This is a genomic window from Pseudomonas sp. Os17 (genome assembly GCF_001547895.1).
Taxonomy (GTDB): domain Bacteria; phylum Pseudomonadota; class Gammaproteobacteria; order Pseudomonadales; family Pseudomonadaceae; genus Aquipseudomonas.
Map to the genome: position 1 here is coordinate 5,617,121 of NZ_AP014627.1, position 16,424 is coordinate 5,633,544.

Annotated in this window: 12 protein-coding genes and 1 pseudogene; 6 read left to right on the forward strand and 7 right to left on the reverse strand. The window is 63.4% G+C overall.

The window, feature by feature from the left end:
* From cyoB to hmpA, 4 genes are all read right to left on the reverse strand, one after another.
* Entirely contained in the window at positions 1-2,019 is a 2,019-nt protein-coding gene (gene cyoB, locus POS17_RS24730; protein ID WP_060840943.1) for a cytochrome o ubiquinol oxidase subunit I, read from the reverse strand.
* Positions 2,020-2,022: 3 nt separating this feature from the next.
* Entirely contained in the window at positions 2,023-2,967 is a 945-nt protein-coding gene (gene cyoA / locus POS17_RS24735) for a ubiquinol oxidase subunit II (protein ID WP_060840944.1), read from the reverse strand.
* 795 nt (positions 2,968-3,762) lie between these two features.
* Positions 3,763-4,272, reverse strand: coding sequence for a disulfide bond formation protein B (locus tag POS17_RS24740; RefSeq protein ID WP_060840945.1), 510 nt, complete (start codon positions 4,270-4,272; stop codon positions 3,763-3,765).
* A gap of 305 nt (positions 4,273-4,577) precedes the next feature.
* On the reverse strand, positions 4,578-5,759 hold the full coding sequence (gene hmpA / locus POS17_RS24745) for an NO-inducible flavohemoprotein (protein ID WP_060840946.1): 1,182 nt from the start codon (positions 5,757-5,759) through the stop codon (positions 4,578-4,580).
* Between the two features lie 156 nt (positions 5,760-5,915).
* Between hmpA and norR the strand changes: the two genes are divergently transcribed.
* The 4 genes from norR (at position 5,916) to POS17_RS24765 (ending at position 9,918) form a co-directional block, all read left to right on the forward strand.
* Complete coding sequence (norR, locus tag POS17_RS24750; protein ID WP_060840947.1) at positions 5,916-7,472, forward strand: nitric oxide reductase transcriptional regulator NorR; 1,557 nt, start codon at positions 5,916-5,918, stop codon at positions 7,470-7,472.
* Positions 7,473-7,648: 176 nt separating this feature from the next.
* Positions 7,649-8,551: a chemotaxis protein CheV gene (locus POS17_RS24755; RefSeq protein WP_060840948.1), complete on the forward strand. Its 903-nt coding sequence runs from the start codon at positions 7,649-7,651 to the stop codon at positions 8,549-8,551.
* A gap of 3 nt (positions 8,552-8,554) precedes the next feature.
* A complete protein-coding gene (locus POS17_RS24760) occupies positions 8,555-9,043 on the forward strand; it encodes a GNAT family N-acetyltransferase (protein WP_060840949.1) in 489 nt (162 codons plus the stop codon).
* A 125-nt stretch (positions 9,044-9,168) separates the two neighbouring features.
* Positions 9,169-9,918 (forward strand): YkgJ family cysteine cluster protein, encoded by a 750-nt coding sequence (locus tag POS17_RS24765; protein WP_060840950.1) that lies wholly within the window; start codon positions 9,169-9,171, stop codon positions 9,916-9,918.
* A gap of 38 nt (positions 9,919-9,956) precedes the next feature.
* On the opposite strand, the gene POS17_RS24770 is transcribed toward POS17_RS24765, so the two are convergent.
* From POS17_RS24770 to POS17_RS24775, 3 genes and pseudogenes are all read right to left on the reverse strand, one after another.
* A complete protein-coding gene (locus POS17_RS24770; RefSeq protein WP_375136262.1) occupies positions 9,957-11,012 on the reverse strand; it encodes a methyl-accepting chemotaxis protein in 1,056 nt (351 codons plus the stop codon).
* A gap of 246 nt (positions 11,013-11,258) precedes the next feature.
* Positions 11,259-11,540 (reverse strand): annotated as a pseudogene (locus POS17_RS32835) (PAS domain-containing protein); the annotation flags it as partial.
* Between the two features lie 157 nt (positions 11,541-11,697).
* Complete coding sequence (locus POS17_RS24775) at positions 11,698-11,943, reverse strand: hypothetical protein (RefSeq protein WP_060840952.1); 246 nt, start codon at positions 11,941-11,943, stop codon at positions 11,698-11,700.
* A gap of 224 nt (positions 11,944-12,167) precedes the next feature.
* Here POS17_RS24775 and POS17_RS24780 point away from each other — a divergent pair, with 224 nt between their 5' ends.
* Together POS17_RS24780 and POS17_RS24785 are read left to right on the forward strand one after the other, a co-directional pair.
* The gene (locus tag POS17_RS24780; protein WP_060840953.1) at positions 12,168-13,325 is read left to right on the forward strand and encodes an efflux RND transporter periplasmic adaptor subunit; all 1,158 of its coding nucleotides are present in this window, start codon (positions 12,168-12,170) and stop codon (positions 13,323-13,325) included.
* Positions 13,322-16,417, forward strand: a complete 3,096-nt coding sequence (locus POS17_RS24785; protein WP_060840954.1) for a multidrug efflux RND transporter permease subunit — start codon at positions 13,322-13,324, stop codon at positions 16,415-16,417. The genes POS17_RS24780 and POS17_RS24785 overlap by 4 nt, the downstream gene beginning before the upstream one ends.
* Positions 16,418-16,424: the final 7 nt, after the last annotated feature.

The following is a 16,424-nucleotide window of genomic DNA, read 5'->3' on the forward strand; positions in this document are numbered from 1 at the left end:
TTAAGCCTGTTCCAACGAGGTTTCAACACGGGTAGCCGGGATCTTGTTCTCCGATACCAGACGCTTGTGCTGTTCGGCTTCGATGCGCTCGATCGTCTCGACCGGCACCATGTAGCCTTGATCATCACGGGCAGCGTGGATCGCGAAATAGATCACGGTGCCGGCCAGGCTTGCGATGGCCAGCCACCAGATGTGCCAGATCATGGCGAAACCGAACACGGTCAGCAGGGCCCCCATGACCACACCGGTAGCGGTGTTGTTGGGCATGTGGATCGGCTGGTAGCGGCTTGGCTGCGCGTAGGCAGTGCCGTCTTCCTTGGCTTCGGTGAACGGGTCGATGCCTTCGGCTTTGGGCAGTACCGCGAAGTTGTAGAACGGAGGTGGCGACGAGGTCGACCATTCCAGGGTGTGGGCGTTCCATGGGTCGCCGGAAACGCACATGTTCTGCTTGCGGTCACGCACGCTGACGTACAGCTGGATCAGCTGGCAGGCGATGCCCACGGCGATCATCAGTGCACCCACCATGGCCACGTACAGGTATGGCACCCACTCAGGGTTGGTGGTGGCGTTCAGACGACGGGTCATGCCCATGAAGCCCAGTGCGTAGAGCGGCATGAAGGCGACGAAGAAGCCCGAGATCCAGAACCAGAAGGCAGCCTTGCCCCAACCTTCATGCAGCTTGAAGCCGAAGGCTTTCGGGAAGTAGAAGCTGAAGCCGGCGATGTAGCCGAACACCGCGCCGCCGATGATCACGTTGTGGAAGTGAGCGATCACGAACAGGCTGTTGTGCAGGACGAAGTCCGCACCCGGGATGGCCAGCAGTACGCCGGTCATGCCGCCAATGGCGAAGGTCACCATGAAGCCCAGGGTCCACAGAACCTGGCTGGTGATACGCAGACGGCCGTGGTAGATGGTGAACAGCCAGTTGAACAGCTTCACCCCGGTCGGGATCGAGATCAGCATGGTGGCCAGGCCGAAGAAGGCGTTGACGCTGGCACCCGAACCCATGGTGAAGAAGTGGTGCAGCCAAACCATGAAGCCCAGGATCGAGATCGCGCCGGAAGCGTAGATCATCGAGTGGTGACCGAACAGGCGCTTGCCCGAGAAGGTCGAGATCACTTCGGAGAAGATACCGAACGCCGGCAGGATCAGGATGTACACCTCGGGGTGACCCCAGGCCCAGAACAGGTTCACGTACATCATTGGATTGCCACCAAGTTCATTGGTGAAAATGTGGAAATCCATGTAACGGTCAAGCGTCAGCAGTGCCAGGGTGGCGGTGAGGATCGGGAACGAAGCCACGATCAGCACGTTGGCCCAGGTGCAGGTCCAGGTGAAGATCGGCATGTCCATCATCTTCATGCCAGGGGTACGCATTTTCAGCACGGTGGCCAGGAAGTTGACCCCCGTCAGCGTTGTCCCCAGACCCGATAGCTGCAGCGCCCAGATGTAGTAGTCCACACCCACGCCCGGGCTGTATTGCAGGCCCGACAGCGGCGGATAGGCAACCCAGCCGGTCTTGGCGAATTCGCCGACGCCCAGGGACAGGTTGATCAGCACCACGCCCGATACCAGCAGCCAGAAGCTCAGGGAGTTGAGGAACGGATAGGCCACGTCACGCGCGCCGATCTGCAGCGGCACGACAAGGTTCATCAGGCCGGTGAAGAATGGCATCGCCATGAAGATGATCATGATCACACCGTGGGCGGTGAAGATCTGGTCATAGTGTTCAGGTGGCAGGTAGCCAGGCGAACCCTCGGTGGCCATGGCCAGCTGGGTACGCATCATGATGGCGTCGGCGAAGCCACGCAGGAGCATGACCATGGCGACGATGATGTACATCACACCGATTTTCTTGTGGTCGACGGACGTCAGCCACTCGGTCCACAGGTAGGTCCACTTCTTGAAGTAGGTGATTGCCGCGAACAGCGCCACACCACCGAGCAGGATCATGGCAACGGTCACCATGACGATCGGCTCGTGGAACGGTATCGCTTCCAGACTTAATTTACCAAACATCGTTTACTCCTCTGCCCCGGCAGCTGAATGCGAACTCACGTCCATCCCTTCGGTTGCGGCCACTTCCTTTTCTTTCTTCTCGTGCTTGAGCGGCTTGCCCGGTTTCATGCCTTCATACTTGTCGATGACGGTCTGGAACAGGTTCGGCGCGTAGGCGGAGTAGAGCTCGACAGGATTGTTCTGGCTCGGCTTGGAAAGGGCTTCGTATTCAGCGGTGTCCAGCTGTTTAGGTGCCTTTTTGACTTCGTTTACCCAGGCGTCGAAATCTTCCTGACTGGTAGCGATCGCTTTGAACTTCATGCCGGTGAAACCCGCGCCGCTGTAGTTGGCGGAGATCCCTTCAAGTTCGGTGTTCTGGTTGGCAATCAGGTGCAGCTTGGTGGTCATGCCCGCCATTGCGTAGATCTGGCCGCCCAGGCCCGGGATGAAGAACGAGTTCATCACGGTGTCGGAGGTGACGCGGAAGTTCACCGGGGTATGGGCCGGGAACACGATCTTGTTGACGGTGGCGATGCCCTGGTCGGGGTAGATGAACAGCCACTTCCAGTCCATGGCGACCACTTCGATGGTCACAGGCTTGGCGTCGGACTCCAGCGGACGGTACGGGTCCAGGGCGTGGGTCGACTTGTAGGTGACATAACCCAGGGCAATGATGATCAGCACCGGAACCAGCCACACCGCGATCTCGATCTTGGTGGAGTGGGACCACTTGGGCGCGTAGGTCGCGTCCTTGTTCGAGGCGCGGTATTTCCAGGCGAAGGCGAAGGTCATGATGATGACCGGCACAACCACCAGCAGCATCAGGATGGTGGCCGTGATGATCAGGTTTCGTTCATCCAGACCAACCTGACCTTTGGGATCAAGCAAGGTCCATTTGCAGCCTCCCAGCATTAACATGCCGAGCAGCGGCAATAAGCCTAGTAATCTGGGGTACCTGTTTTTACTCATCTCACGACCTCTAAAGCAGCTTGCGCAATGCAGTTGGGTTTTGATCGCCAACACTTCACCCTGCCAAGGGTTGGCATTTTTCTTCAATTGAATAAGGGCCTGCCCGTTGCGTTAAACGCTCAACGACACATCCCGGGCTAGCAGTGGTTCTTATTCGATCTCGTGGTCAAAGGCCTTGTTACAGACCAATTCCATTTGGTGCGGAAGTTTGGAAGGCGCCGACACCCGCAGTCGCACGGAGCGCTCAATCCGCCCCTCGACCGTCCTCGTGTGCTCAGGGATGAGCAGCGTCGGAAATTCAGTGCGGGCGATTGTAGATATGTCGCGTTTTATAAACCATGTCTTATCCCGAAATAATTTTTATCCCCCGGCGCAACAATCCCTCACGATTATTGCGGAGGATCAGAATGATATCGATTTTTATTCTCAACAAAAAGCCCCAAAAGGGACTTCCAGCGCCCCCTTTCAACAGGCCGAACGAGCGGCTGAAAGCCGCCTTGGATAGGGCTTCAACCCTTGTAAAACGGGCTTTGTGAAGAGATGTATAGATAGCAGGCTATGGATTTAACCCAGCCTGGGGATTTACACAAAGTGACAGACTTCAGGGGAACCGATTACCCGATATGCAGTCTGTTGCCAGCCTCCCTCCGCCCCTGTGCGACCGCTACAGTGTGACAACATGTCGCACTTTTACCGCCCCCTCACTTGCCGCAAATCACGGACTTTTCAACAGCCGGATGAACGACATGAAAAAGCCCCGGCCCCTGTTGAGGGACCGGGGCTTTTCCGGGTGAATCAGTAGGTTTTCTTGCGATTGCGAACGACGCCCAGGGGCACCAGGATCACCGTCAGCACGAACGCCAGCAGCGCCCATTGCGCCAGGGACAGGCCAAGGATCGGCGGATACGGCGTGGAGCAGAAACCGTCGACCTGGAAGACCAGGGGAAAGATGCTCGCCAGCGGCAGGCTGTCGACAAAGGGCTGCAGCACATCGATGCCGCAGCTCACCGCCGGGTAGAACTGGGTGTACACATGGTGCCCGGCCACCCCGGCACCGGCGATGGCACTGATGACCACCAGGGTCTCCATCACGGTCACCCCACGTCGCGAGCTCAGGGCCGCCCCGATGAAGGCGAACAGAGCGATCAGCAGCAAGGCATAGCGCTGCAGGATACACAGCGGGCAAGGCGCCTCGCCCAGCACCACCTGCATGTACAGGGCCCCGCCGATCAGCGCCAGGCAGATAATCCCCAGCAGCACCAGGAAGCGCCGTTCACGCCCTAAACGCAGTCTGTCGTCACTCATCCCTATTCCTTTTTCTGTTGTCTGCTCAACCGGCGTAGCCGTGCTTGTCACGCCAGCCCGCGGGTTGAATTGCGAAGTTGATCTGATTGCCATCGGGTGCCCGGAAGTCTACACGCTGATCATGACCTTTGAATGCACTGCATCGAAGGCAACACCCAAGGTTTACGGGCCAGGGGGACACACGAACGAAAAGGCCGGGATGGCAGCGCCATCCCGCCATCGAGGGGAATTAACGACAGGCAGGTTAAGCAAGGATTAACAACCCGGCCCCGTTGCGGGGCCGGGTTGCGCAGGAGCCGGCCGGGTTATTCCAGGGCCGCCGCCGGGCCGAAGAACTCATACCGGCTCTGTTGCTCGGGAATGCCCAGGGCCTTGAGGTGGCGCTTGATGGCCGCCATGAATCCCTTGGGCCCGAGGAAGTAGGCATCCAGATCTCGCTCCTGCGGCAACCAGTCGGCCAACTGCTCCCGGGTCAGCAGCCCCAGTTGGTCTGCCGCCGGGCTGACACCGTCGTCCTCGGCATAGCAGTAGAAGCGCTTGAGCTGTGGATAACGCTGGGCCAGTTCGTCGACCCAGTGACGGAACGCATGCACCTGGCCGTTGCGCGCGCAGTGGATGAAATGCACCGGACGCTCCGTGGCCAGCGCCGCCTCCAGCATCGGCAGGGTCGGGGTGATGCCCACGCCGCCACTGATCAGGACCAGCGGCTTGGTGCTTGCCGCCAGGGTGAACTCGCCGGCAGGCGGGAACAGCATGATGCGGGTGCCCACCGGGCATTGGTCATGCAGGTAGTTGGAGGCCACTCCCCCGGGTTCGCGCTTGACGCTGATGCGGTACTGCCCCTGGTTGGAAAGTGCCGACAGCGAGTAGTTGCGCCGCACCTCCTGACCGTCGATGAACAGCTGCAAGCCGATGTACTGACCCGGCTCGGCGGCGAGGATCGGCCCCTGATCCAGCGGCGCGAAATACAACGAGGTGATTTCCGCGCTCTCCTGCACCTTCTGCACCAGCTCGAATGCCCGCGCGCCACGCCAGCCACCCGGAGCCTGGGCCTTCTGGTCGTAGATCGCCGCCTCGGCACCGATCAGGATATCCGCCAACTGGTTGTAGGCCGCGCCCCAGGCATCGATCACTTCAGGGGTGGCAATCTCGCTGCCCAGCACCTCGGAAATGGCCCGCAACAGACAGGCCCCCACGATGGGGTAGTGCTCCGGCAGGATCTGCAGGGCCACATGCTTGTTGATGATCTTGGCCACCAGATCCCCCAGTTGATCCAACTGGTCGATATGCCGGGCATACATCAGTACCCCGTTGGCCAGGGCACGGGGCTGGTCGCCGCTGGCCTGGTGCGCCTGGTTGAACAGCGGACGTACCTGGGGGTACTCGGACAGCATCATCCGGTAGAAGTGGGTGATCAGCGCTTCACCACCGCTCTCCAGCAGGGGCACGGTGGCTTTGATGAGGGTGCGATCTTGGACGCTTAGCATAAGGACAACTCCTGGACTTTATGACTGCTTGCAGGTTTCCCTTATCCAGTCAGTTTTCATGCCAAGATTAAAATCGTTATAAATCAATGATTTAAAATTAAGTTAGTCATAAAGACACTGATACATTTATAGTCATTAAGACTAGACGGAGTCATTATGACCGCAAAATCCCTGCTCACGACCCTGCTCCCCCTGGTGACCGACCTGTCCCGGGAACTGCCCGAGGGCGAACGCTACCGCCGCCTGCTGGAAGCCTTGCGCGCCCTGCTGCCCTGCGATGCCGCGGCGCTGCTGCGCCTGGATGGCGAATGGCTGGTGCCGCTGGCGGTGGACGGCTTGAGCACCGATACCCTGGGCCGCCGCTTCAAGGTCAGCGAGCACCCACGCTTTGCCGCCCTGCTCGCCAGCCCGGGCCCGACCCGCTTTGCCAGCGACAGTGAGCTGCCCGATCCCTATGACGGCCTGGTGGAAGGTCTTGACGACCACCTGGAAGTCCATGACTGCATGGGCTGCCCGCTGTTCGTCGATGAGCGCCCCTGGGGCCTGCTGACCCTCGATGCCCTGGACCCGCAGCGCTTCGAGCCCATCGAACTGGACGCCCTGCAAGCCTTCGCCAGCCTCGCCGCGGCCACGGTCAGTGCCGCCGAGCGCATCGAACGCCTGGCTCTGCGGGCCGAAAACGAGCATCAACGGGCCGAAGTCTATCGCCAGGCCAGCGGACAGCACCGCGAGATGATCGGCCAGAGCAAGGCCCACAAGCGCCTGCTGGAAGAAATCAGCCTGGTGGGTGGCAGCGACCTGACGGTGCTGATCACTGGTGAAACCGGCGTCGGCAAGGAGTTGGTGGCCCAGGCCATTCACGCCGCCTCGCCCCGGGCCGAACAGCCGATCATCAGCCTCAACTGCGCGGCCCTGCCCGACACCCTGGTGGAAAGCGAACTGTTCGGCCATGTGCGCGGCGCCTTCACCGGAGCCACCCAGGATCGGCGGGGCAAATTCGAGCTGGCCAATGGCGGCACGCTGTTTCTCGATGAGGTGGGCGAACTGTCGCTCTCGGTCCAGGCCAAACTGCTGCGGGTCTTGCAAAGCGGACAGTTGCAGCGCCTGGGTTCGGACAAGGAGCATCAGGTGGACGTGCGCCTGATCGCCGCCACCAACCGCGACCTGGCCGAAGAAGTGCGCAGCGGGCGCTACCGTGCCGACTTCTACCACCGCCTCAGCGTCTACCCGCTGCGAGTGCCAGCCCTGCGCGACCGGGGTCGCGATGTGCTGCTGCTCAGCGGCTACTTCCTGGAGCAGAACCGTTCGCGCATGGGCCTGGGCAGCCTGCGGCTCAGTGCCGACGCGCAGCAGGCGCTGCTGGGCTACAACTGGCCGGGCAACGTTCGCGAGCTGGAGCACCTGATCGGCCGCAGCGCCCTCAAGGCCCTGGGCAACTGCCGCGAACGCCCGAAGATTCTCAGCCTGGATGCTGCCGACCTCGACCTGCCCGGGCTCGGCGAAAAGGCGCCCGGCGTCCTCGCCCCGGCCCTGGAAAGCCTGGCGCCAGCGCCCCTCGAAGGCGACCTGCGCCAGGCCACCGAGCACTATCAACGCCAACTGATCAACGCCTGCCTGGAACGGCACCAGCACAACTGGGCCAGTGCCGCCCGTGAGCTAGGCTTGGACAGAGCCAACCTCAGCCGTCTGGCCAAACGCCTGGGCCTGCGCTAAACGCCAGCATCTGCAGAACGCCACGCCCCGCTGCCTTCGCCGGCTGACCGGCGAAGGCAGCAGCGCCGACGGAAAGCAGGAACACCGCTAAAGCCTGCCCTGAACACGTCGATAACCCGTTATCAATGGTGCTCCGTGGGTCGAGCCACACGCCAACTTTTTCAGAGAAGGTTTTTATGTCCTCCAACAAAGCCCGCGCAGATTCGCTTTCGCTTCTGCTGTTTACCTTGCGCAGCGGCAAGCTGATGGCAATCAACCTGCTTAAAGTCAGTGAAATCATTCCCTGCCCGCCGCTGACCAAGCTGCCAGAGTCCCACCCCCATGTGAAAGGCATCGCCACCCTGCGCGGCAACTCGCTGTCGGTGATCGACCTCAGCCGGGCCATTGGCGAACGCCCCCTGGCCGACCCGGACAGCGGCTGCCTGATCGTCACCGACGTCAGCCGCTCCAAGCAGGGTCTGCACGTGCAGGCCGTGAGCAAGATCGTGCATTGCCTGACCACTGATATCCGCCCGCCACCCTTTGGCTCCGGCGGTATCAAGTCCTACATCACCGGCGTGACCCAGGTGGACGGCACCCTGGTGCAGGTGCTGGACATCGAGAAGGTGATCCACGGCATTGCCCCGGCGCAGATCGAGATGGCGCCCACCGAACTGAGCATGGAAGACGCCGAAGCCCTGGGCAACGCGCGGATTCTGGTGGTGGACGACAGTCAGGTGGCGCTGCAGCAATCGGTGCACACCCTGCGCAACCTCGGCCTGCAATGCCACACCGCCCGCAGTGCCAAGGAAGCCATCGACTGCCTGCTGGAACTGCAGGGCACGGCCAACGAGATCAACCTGATCGTCTCGGACATCGAGATGTCGGAAATGGACGGCTACGCCCTGACCCGGACCCTGCGGGAAACCCCGGACTTCGCTCACCTCTACGTGCTGCTGCACACCTCCCTGGACAGCGCCATGAACAGTGAAAAAGCGCGTCAGGCCGGGGCCAATGCGGTACTCACCAAGTTCTCTTCGCCGGAACTGACCCGCTGCCTGATCGACGCCGCCAAAACCATCGCCAGCCAGGCGGCCTGAACCATGAGCGAAATCCACTGCCTGCTGCTGCGCCGCGATCTCACCCGTGCGCAGGCCGCCCCGCAGTGGCCGCCCGGCGTCACCCTGCTGCACTACCAGCCCGAGCTGGCCGCCCAGGTGCATCAGCTGATGCACCTGGGCTACCAGGATGGCGGCGGCAGCGTGCCGACGCTGGACCGCTGGCGCCAGTGCTTCGAAAGCGATGCCGAATACGATCCGCAACTCTGTCTGCTGGCCCGTGATGCCGACGGCCTGATCGGCGTCGCCCAATGCTGGACCAGCGCCTACATCAAGGATCTGGTGGTGCATCCCCGCGCCCGTGGCCAGGGGGTGGGAAGGGCCCTCCTGGAGCAGGCCTTCGTGATGTTCGCCGAACGCCGGGAAGGCTTTGTCGATCTCCGGGTTCTGGAAGACAACCGGCGAGCCCGTCGTTTGTATGAAAGCGCCGGCATGCAGATCCTGCGTCGCGAACGGGTGCCCCGGGGCTCCTGAGCAGCGACCGCCCCACCCCGCCAGCCGCGGCGGGTGGCGTGCAACTTGCTTGGCCCCTGCTCCAGCCGCGTCGACGTGTTTTTTTTCGACGCGATCCCCATCGCCCCAGAAGGGTTCCCCGATCCATGAACACCCAGTTTTCCTGCGTTGGTTGCGGCAAGTGCTGCACCGATCACCACGTGCCCCTGACCCTCACGGAAGCCCGGGCCTGGGCGGCTGACGGCGGTCAGGTGATCGTTCTGGTGGAGGCCTTTCTCGGCAATGGCCTGGGGCTGCCGGCGCAACAGCGCGAACACGCCCAACGCCGTTCCTGCCGGATCACCAGTGGCAGTACCGAAGCCTACGTGGCGATCACCTTTGCCGCCTACAATGTCGGCCCCTGCCGGAATCTTGACGAAGAGTCGCGCTGTCGCATCTATGAGCGGCGACCGCTGGTGTGTCGCATCTATCCGATGGAAATCAATCCACACATTCCGCTCAATCCGCTGGCCAAGGACTGCCCGCCGCATTCATGGGAACAGGGCCCGCAACTGATCCTCGGGGGTGAACTGGTGGACCAGGAGCTGGCGGAACTGATCGCGCGCTCGCGCCAGGCCGACCGCGACGATATCCACACCAAGGAAGCCATCTGCGCCCTGCTGGGCATTCGCACCACGGCCCTCAAGGGCGACGGTTTCACTGCCTATCTGCCCGACATGAACGCCCTGGCCGCCGCCATCGACCAGGTCCGCGCCGCTCCCCCGCGGACCGCGAGCCAGCCGTGGCGCTTTCACCTGTCCGGCGACGACATCGCCAGCCAGGTCCTGGCCGCCGGGGCCCAGGTGGTCAGCACTGCCGGCGTGGACTACGCCTTCATCTCCCTGCGCGCCGCCTGAGCCACCGGCGCCGGCTGGCCGCCGCCCAGCGCGGCAGCCTATCCACGCTTATGCCAGAACTCCTGGGCCAGCTGGCGCAGGTCCCCCGCCAGCCCGGCCACATCACCTGAATTGACGTGGCTGAGCTGGCCGGCGCTGACCGTGACCTCGCAGGCATTGCGAATGCCCATGATGTTGCGGTTGATGTCCTCGCTGACCGCGCTCTGCTCTTCCACTGCCGCTGCAATCTGCAGGCTCATCTCGGTAATCTGGTTGACCCGCTGGCTGATGCCGTCCAGGGCCACCGCCGCGCGCTGGGCCTGATCGACGCTGCTTTCCACATGGGCACTGCTGTGCTGCATGGCCTCCACCGCATGGCGCGCCGCATTTTGCAGGGTGCTGATCATGCGCTGGATCTCGTTGGTGGAGTCCTGGGTCCGCTGGGCCAGCCCACGCACCTCATCGGCCACCACGGCAAAGCCGCGTCCCTGCTCGCCGGCCCGCGCCGCCTCGATGGCCGCATTCAGGGCCAGCAGGTTGGTCTGTTCGGCAATGCTGCGAATCACCTCCAGCACCCCGGAAATATCCGAGCTGTGGCCTTCCAGTTGATGGATGACCTCGGTGGCCCGCTCCAGCTCGCTGGCCAGGCGCAACACCGCGCTGCGGCTTTCGCCCACCAGTTGATGCCCCTCGCGGGTTTCGCTTTCCGCCTGATCCGCCGCCACCGAGGCCTGCTGGGCATGGGTGGCGACCTCGGCCACGCTGGCGGCCATCTGGTGAATGGCCGCGGCCACCTGATCGGTTTCCGCCTGCTGTTCCAGGGTGCTGTTATGGCTGCTGTGCAGATGCTCCACCAGCTCCGCGGCATGCCCGGCCAGGCGCTGGGAGGCATCGCCAATCCGCCCCACCACGGCTCCTACCTGGGCTTCGAGCATCTGCAGGGCGAACTCGATACGTCCGAATTCGTCCGCACGACCGGTGTAGATACCCTGGCTCAGTGGGTTGTCGCCGATCTGCCGGGCGCGCTCGGCCAGGCGGTCCAGCGGGCGCATTTGCACACCGACCGCCAGCAGACTCAGGCACCAGCCCATGGCCATCACCGTGCCCTGGAGCATCCAGGACTCGGGCAGCAGCCACGCTGAAACCCCGAAGCTGCCGATAAAACCGGCGCTGATGGCGGCCCACAGGCGCAAGCGCAGGCTCATGACCGGCAGCAGGCTCCACCATGAAGGCCCGCCCTCCCTGAGTCGGGCATAGGCCCGCTCCGCGGCGGCGATCTGTTGCGGGCTGGGCTTGGTGCGCACCGATTGGTATTCCACCGCCTGACCGTCACGCGTCACCGGGGTGACGTAGGCGCTGACCCAGTAGTGGTCACCGTTCTTGCAACGGTTCTTGACCATGCCCATCCACGAGCGGCCGCGCTTGAGCGTGCGCCACATATGGCCGAAGGCCGCCGGGGGCATGTCCGGGTGACGCAGCAGGTTATGCGGCGACCCCAGCAGTTCCTCACGGGTGTAGCCGCTGATCTTGATGAAATCAGGATTGGCGTAGGTGATCGCGCTGGTCAGATCGGTGGTCGAAAGGATGTTCGCATCAGGGGCAAAGTCCACGTTTCGCCCAGTAACCGGCAGGTTGATCTTCATGGGAAGCGCGCTCGTATTTGTTAGGTGGAGTCGGCAGGGCTGCTGACTCTAAGCGCACTGATGCCACAAATACTGATCCAGCTCAGGTTTAAAGCAATTAGCCATCACTGCGATTAAAAAGCGCAAATAAGGGCAATGTCTGCGATTGTCGGCGATCTCAACGTTTGCCCATGGAGCGACGGGTGCCGGGCGGCGCTGCGCCGGGGGTCTTGGTGTGGCCGTTGCTGGCACCGTTCTTGTACCAGGGCTGCTGGGCATTCTTGGCCGGCGCGAACTCGGACGGCTTGAAAGGAAACTTGAACGCCGGAATCGCCGCCTTGGCCTCGGTTTCAGGAGTGGCCGGGGCGGCCGCGGGATCGACGTTCAGGCCGTCATCCGCAGCAGGTTGTGCAGGGCAAGTCATGGAAGCTCCAGGGGAGAAAGATAATCCGCGCCAGGGAACGGGCCGCAGTGGCCGGCAGTATACCTGCGCGCCCGCGATCTTTGACCTGGGGCACGGCGGTCGGGCTGTACTTTTCTGACAGCGCTGACAGCTGGCGGTCACGGTGCTGACCGGGTTGCCGGACTATAACTGTCAACAGATCATGGCCAGCCTTTCGACACCATTGCCCCCGGCGTTCTACCTCTATGCCCATTGCCAAGAAAACCGTCGTGACCGCAGCGCTGCTGGTGGGCCTCATCGCTGGCGCGGCCTGGTTTTTCAACAAGCCGGCGACCGCCAGGCTGGCTGCGCCCACGGCCATTCCGGTGCGAGCGGTGCAGGTGCTCCAGCAGGATGTGCCGCGCTACGTCAGCGGCATCGGTACGGTGTTGTCGCTGCACAGCGTGATCATCCGTCCCCAGGTGGATGGCATCCTCACCCGATTGCTGGTCAGGGAGGGACAACAGGTCAAGGCCGGGGACCTGCTGGCCACCCTCGATGACCGCTCGATCCGCGCCAGCCTGGATCAGGCCAAGGCCCAGCTGGCACAGAACCAGGCCCAGTTGCAGGTGGCGCAGGTCAACCTCAAGCGCTACAAGCTGCTGTCGGTGGATGACGGCGTCTCGAAACAGACCTACGACCAGCAAGCGGCCCTGGTCAATCAGCTCAACGCCACGGCCCAGGGCAATCAGGCCGCCATCGATGCCGCGCAGGTCCAACTGTCCTACACCCAGATCCGCTCGCCCGTCACGGGCCGGGTGGGCATTCGCACCGTGGACGAAGGCAACTTCCTGCGGGTGAGCGACGCGCAAGGCCTGTTCTCGGTGACCCAGATCGACCCCATCGCCGTAGAGTTCTCCCTGCCCCAGCAGATGCTGCCGACCCTGCAGCAACTGGTTCGCGCCCAGGACCCGGCGGCGGTCCAGGCTTACCTGGGCACCGACAGCAACAACGCCGGCACCCTGCTGGGCAATGGCCATCTGAGCCTGATCGACAACCAGATCAACACCGGCACCGGCACCATCCGCGCCAAGGCGGAATTCGACAACGCCCAGCAAAAGCTCTGGCCCGGTCAACTGGTGACCGTGAAGATCCAGACCGCGCTGGACCGGGGTGCGCTGACCGTGCCGCCCACCGTGGTCCAGCGCGGCCTGGACCAGCACTTCGTGTTCCGGATCAAGGGCCAGCAGGTGGAAAGCGTGCCGGTACAGGTGCTGTACCAGGACAGCGAGCTGAACATCATTTCCGGGGTCCAGGCCGGGGATGTGCTGGTCAGTGACGGCCAGTCGCGACTCAAGCCCGGCTCCCAGGTCCAGGTGCTGAATGCCCCGCCGCCGGCGCCGGCCCGGGAGCCCAAGCCATGAAGGGGCACGGTTCCCTGTCCGCCTGGTGCGTCGACCATCCGGTTGCCACCGTGCTGCTGACCTTTGCCCTGGTGCTGCTGGGGGCGGTTGCCTTTCCGCGCCTGCCCGTGGCGCCGCTGCCGGAAGCCGAGTTCCCCACCATCCAGGTTTCCGCGGCCCTGCCCGGGGCCAGCCCGGACACCATGGCGTCCTCGGTGGCCACGCCCCTGGAAGTGCAGTTCAGTGCCATCCCCGGCATGACCCAGATGACCTCCAGCAGTGCCCTGGGCTCGTCTCTGCTGACCCTGCAGTTCACCCTGAACAAGAGCATCGACACCGCCGCCCAGGAAGTGCAGGCGGCGATCAACACCGCCGCTGGCAAGCTGCCCAAGGACATGCCCACCCTGCCCACCTGGAGGAAGGTCAACCCGGCCGACAGCCCGGTGCTGATCCTCAGCATCAGCTCGACGCAGATGCCCGGCACCGAGCTCAGCGACTACGCGGAAACCCTGCTGGCGCGGCAAATCAGCCAGATCGACGGCGTCGGCCAGATCAACATCACCGGCCAGCAACGTCCGGCGATCCGCATCCAGGCCGCGGCGGACAAGCTGGCGGCCATCGGCCTGACCCTGGCCGACATCCGTCTGGCGATCCAGCAGACCAGCCTCAACCTGGCCAAGGGCGCGTTGTACGGCGAGTCGAGCATCTCCACCCTGTCCACCAACGACCAGCTGTTCGATCCCCAGGAGTACGGTCAGTTGATCGTTTCCTACAAGAACGGCGCACCGGTGCAACTGCAGGACGTGGCCCGGGTGGTCAGCGGCCCGGAAGACGCCTACGTCCAGGCCTGGTCCGGCGATCAGCCGGGGGTCAACCTGGTGATCTCGCGCCAGCCGGGGGCCAATATCGTCGATACCGTGGATCGCATCCAGGCCGCCCTGCCGGGCCTGGAGGCGATGCTGCCGGCCTCGGTGCAGGTCAAGGTGCTGGTGGACCGCACCCAGACCATCCGCGCCTCGCTGCACGAGGTGGAGATCACCCTGCTGATCGCGGTGTTGCTGGTGGTGGCGGTGATGGCGCTGTTCCTGCGCCAGTGGTCGGCGACCCTGATCGTCTCCGCGGTGCTGGGGGTATCGCTGACTGCCAGCTTCGCCCTGATGTATGTGCTGGGCTTCAGCCTGAACAACCTGACCCTGGTGGCCATCGTCATCGCCGTGGGCTTCGTGGTCGACGACGCCATCGTGGTGGTGGAGAACATCCACCGCCATCTGGAAGCCGGCGACGGCATGCGCGAGGCGGCGATCAAGGGGGGCGGCGAGATCGGCTTCACCGTGGTGTCCATCAGCTTCTCCCTGGTGGCGGCGTTCATTCCCCTGCTGTTCATGGGCGGCGTAGTCGGCCGGCTGTTCAAGGAGTTCGCCCTGACCGCGACGTCCACCATCATGATTTCGGTGCTGGTGTCGCTGACCCTGGCGCCCACCCTGGCCGCCCTGTTCATGCGGGCCCCGGTGCACCCGGCCCACGCCAAGCCGGGCTTCGGCGAGCGTCTGCTGGCCCTCTACGAGCGCGCCCTGCGCCGGGCCCTGGCCCGGCAGAAACTGATGCTGGGGATTTTCGCCCTGACCCTGAGCATGGCCATTGCCGGCTACATCCTGATTCCCAAGGGCTTCTTCCCGGTGCAGGACACCGGCTTCGTGCTCGGAACCACCGAGGCCGCCGCGGACATTTCCTACCCGGACATGGTGAAGAAACACCAGGCGCTGGCCGAGATCGTCGCCGCCGACCCGGCGGTGCAAGCCTTCTCCCATTCGGTGGGCGTCTCTGGCAGCAACCAGACCATCGCCAACGGCCGCTTCTGGATCTCGCTGAAAAAGCGCAGCGAGCGGGATGTCTCGGCCAGCGCCTTTATCGACCGCATCCGTCCGCAACTGATGAAGGTGCCCGGTATCGTCCTTTACCTGCGAGCCGGTCAGGACATCAACCTCAGTTCGGGCCCCAGCCGCGCCCAGTACCAGTACGTGCTGAAAAGCAACGACGGCCCGACCCTGACCACCTGGACCCAGCGCCTGACCGAGAAACTGCGCAGCAACCCGGCGTTCCGCGACATCTCCAACGACCTGCAACTGGGCGGCAGCATCACCCATATCAACATCGACAGGACCGCCGCCGCGCGCTTCGGCCTGACCGCCAGCGATGTCGACCAGGCGCTGTACGACGCCTTCGGCCAACGTCAGATCAACGAGTTCCAGACCGAGATCAACCAGTACAACGTGATCCTCGAACTCGACACCCAGCAACGGGGCAAGGCCGAGAGTCTCAATTACTTCTACCTGCGCTCGCCGTTGACCGGGGAGATGGTACCGCTGTCGGCCCTGGCGCGTTTCGATGCGCCCAGCATCGGCCCGCTGTCGATCGCTCACGACGGCATGTTCCCGGCCGCCAACCTGTCGTTCAACCTGGCCCCCGGCGTCGCCCTGGGGGACGCGGTGATCCTGCTGGAACAGGCCAAGAACGAGATCGGCATGCCGGCGGCCATCAGCGGCAACTTCCAGGGCGCGGCCCAGGCCTTCCAGAGCTCCCTGGCCAGCCAGCCGTACCTGATCCTCGCCGCGCTGGTGGCCGTGTACATCATTCTCGGGGTGCTGTACGAAAGCTTCGTGCATCCGCTGACGATCATTTCCACCCTGCCCTCGGCGGGGCTCGGCGCCTTGCTGATGCTCTGGCTCTGTGGCCAGGACTTTTCCATCATGGCGCTGATCGGCCTGGTGCTGCTGATCGGCATCGTCAAGAAGAACGGCATCCTGATGATCGACTTCGCCCTGGAAGCCCAGCGCAACGGCGGCCTGCCTCCTGAGGAGGCGATCTACCAGGCCTGCATCACCCGGTTCCGGCCGATCATCATGACCACCCTGGCCGCCTTGCTCGGCGCCCTGCCCCTGATGCTCGGCTACGGCACCGGCGCCGAGCTGCGCCAGCCCCTGGGTATCGCCGTGGTCGGCGGCCTGCTGGTGAGCCAGGCGCTGACGCTGTTCACCACGCCGGTCATATACTTGTGGCTCGAGCGGCTGTTCCACCGGCCCCAGCCGGCTCTTTCGCCAGCCACCAACACCTGAGGCGGGT

Bases quoted from the DNA above. Each gene is read 5' to 3' on its own strand.
- cyoB (WP_060840943.1), bottom strand. From the start codon at position 2,019: ATGTTTGGTAAATTAAGTCTGGAAGCGATACCGTTCCACGAGCCGATC.
- cyoA (WP_060840944.1), bottom strand. From the start codon at position 2,967: ATGAGTAAAAACAGGTACCCCAGATTACTAGGCTTATTGCCGCTGCTC.
- POS17_RS24740 (WP_060840945.1), bottom strand. From the start codon at position 4,272: ATGAGTGACGACAGACTGCGTTTAGGGCGTGAACGGCGCTTCCTGGTG.
- hmpA (WP_060840946.1), bottom strand. From the start codon at position 5,759: ATGCTAAGCGTCCAAGATCGCACCCTCATCAAAGCCACCGTGCCCCTG.
- norR (WP_060840947.1), top strand. From the start codon at position 5,916: ATGACCGCAAAATCCCTGCTCACGACCCTGCTCCCCCTGGTGACCGAC.
- POS17_RS24755 (WP_060840948.1), top strand. From the start codon at position 7,649: ATGTCCTCCAACAAAGCCCGCGCAGATTCGCTTTCGCTTCTGCTGTTT.
- POS17_RS24760 (WP_060840949.1), top strand. From the start codon at position 8,555: ATGAGCGAAATCCACTGCCTGCTGCTGCGCCGCGATCTCACCCGTGCG.
- POS17_RS24765 (WP_060840950.1), top strand. From the start codon at position 9,169: ATGAACACCCAGTTTTCCTGCGTTGGTTGCGGCAAGTGCTGCACCGAT.
- POS17_RS24770 (WP_375136262.1), bottom strand. From the start codon at position 11,012: ATGCTCCAGGGCACGGTGATGGCCATGGGCTGGTGCCTGAGTCTGCTG.
- POS17_RS24775 (WP_060840952.1), bottom strand. From the start codon at position 11,943: ATGACTTGCCCTGCACAACCTGCTGCGGATGACGGCCTGAACGTCGAT.
- POS17_RS24780 (WP_060840953.1), top strand. From the start codon at position 12,168: ATGCCCATTGCCAAGAAAACCGTCGTGACCGCAGCGCTGCTGGTGGGC.
- POS17_RS24785 (WP_060840954.1), top strand. From the start codon at position 13,322: ATGAAGGGGCACGGTTCCCTGTCCGCCTGGTGCGTCGACCATCCGGTT.